Below are 1,977 nucleotides of genomic sequence, written 5' to 3'. Positions count from 1 at the left end.
CGATGTTGGACTTCAACGAACCCAGCCACAACGGCTGTCCCTCGGCACGGTCCTGGCCGTACGTGGCCAGCAACGCCTGAGCCTCAATCGGATCGCCCAGCCGAGTACCGGTGCCATGGGCCTCCACTGCATCGACCTCAGCAGGAGAGAGACCAGCCGCAGCCAGCGCCTGGCGGATCACCCGCTGCTGCGACGGACCATTCGGCGCCGTCAACCCGTTCGAAGCACCATCCTGGTTGACCGCGCTAGACCGCAACACAGCCAACACCTCGTGGCCATGACGGCGAGCGTCAGACAAGCGCTCCATCACCACCACACCGACACCCTCAGACCACCCAGTGCCATCGGCGGCATCAGCGAACGACTTACACCGCCCGTCCGCCGCCAAACCGCCCTGCGCCGTGAACTCGACAAAACCGTCGGAGGTGGCCATCACCGTGACGCCACCGGCGAGGGCCAGCGTGCACTCACCCGACCGCAACGCCTGCGCCGCAAGATGAATCGCCACCAACGACGACGAACACGCCGTGTCCACACTCACCGCAGGCCCCTCAAGGCCCAACGTGTAAGCCACCCGACCAGAGATCACACTGGCCGCGCCACCCGTGAGCAAATGCCCCTGTAGCTGCTCACGAGAGACCAGATCGGCATACCCAGACTGGTAGACACCGGCGAAAACCCCGGTCGAGCTGCCCGCCAACGAAGCAGGATCAATCCCCGCCTGTTCCAACGCTTCCCACGACACCTCCAGCAACAACCGCTGCTGAGGATCAGTAGCCAACGCCTCCCGAGGCGAAATTCCGAAGAATGCAGCATCGAACTCATCAACGCCGTCAACAAAGCCCCCGTGCTCAGTCGCCGACATTCCGGACCCGGGCTCGCCAGTACCCAACAGTGCGTCCAGATCCCAGCCACGGCCGACAGGGAACGGAGTGATGGCATCGCCCTCATCCGTGACCAGCTGCCACAGATCATCCGGCCCCGACACACCTCCTGGGAATCGGCACGCCATTCCGACGAGGGCGATCGGATCATCGGTGACCGACACCACCGCCGGCACCACAGCCGACTCCGCGAGTTGTGAATCGCCGAACTCGCCCGCCAGATAGCCCGCCAACCGGGTAACAGTCGGATAGTCGAAAACCACACTGGAGGCCAGGCCGAGACCCGTCTTGGTCTGCAGTACGTTACGCAGCTCGACCGCCGTCAGTGAGTCGAATCCGAGTGCCTTGAACGGCTGGTCGGTGTTGATCTGCGTGCTCGAGGCGTGCCCCAGCACGACTGCGGCGGATTCCCGGACCAGATCGAGCAAGGTCTGTTCGCGGTCCACACTGGACAGCCCGGCCAGCCGCTGCGCCAGACCCTCACGACCATTACGAGTGTTGTTGGCAGCGCGGCGGAGGATGCCGCCGACCAGCGATCGCCACACGGCTGGGACGTCCTGCTGGGCACGCAGCGCCTGCAGGTTGAGTCGGGTCAATGCCAGCGCCGGATATCCGATGCGTATCGCGCGGTCGAACAGATCCACACCCTGGTTTACCGCCAACGGCGGCATGACCGAACGAGCGATCCGCTGGAGGTCAGTCTGGGACAGACCGCTCACCAAGCCGATCTCGGTCGTCCAGGGCCCCCATGCCATCGAGAGCCCCGGCAGTCCCTGGTGGCGGCGCTGCTGCATCAGCGCGTCCAAGAACACGTTGCCCGCAGCGTAGTTGGCTTGCCCACCGCTACCCGTGAGTCCCGCTACGGACGAGAACGCCACGAAGAGCGATAGATCGAGGCCTTGGGTGAGTTCGTGCAGATTCCAGGCCGCATCGACCTTGGGAGTCAGTACTCGGTCCAGTTGCTCGCCCGACAGCGATCCGATCACACCGTCCTCAAGGACCCCTGCCGCGTGCACGACCCCGGTCACCGGATGATCCGGCGAGACGGAAGCCAGCACCTCGGCCAAGGCCTGTCGGTCAGCCACATCACACG

General features: G+C 64.7%; 1 protein-coding gene. It reads right to left on the bottom strand.

The window, feature by feature from the left end; all coding sequences use genetic code 11:
- The coding region (locus tag P3G67_RS35620) for a type I polyketide synthase (RefSeq protein WP_276097219.1) at positions 1–1,977 on the bottom strand (1,977 nt) is incomplete at both ends.

The sequence above is a fragment of the Streptomyces silvisoli genome (genome assembly GCF_029269905.1).
GTDB lineage: Bacteria > Actinomycetota > Actinomycetes > Streptomycetales > Streptomycetaceae > Streptantibioticus_A > Streptantibioticus_A silvisoli_A.
Note: the sequence above shows the minus strand (reverse complement) of the source record. Positions and strands in the feature narration are given on the sequence as shown.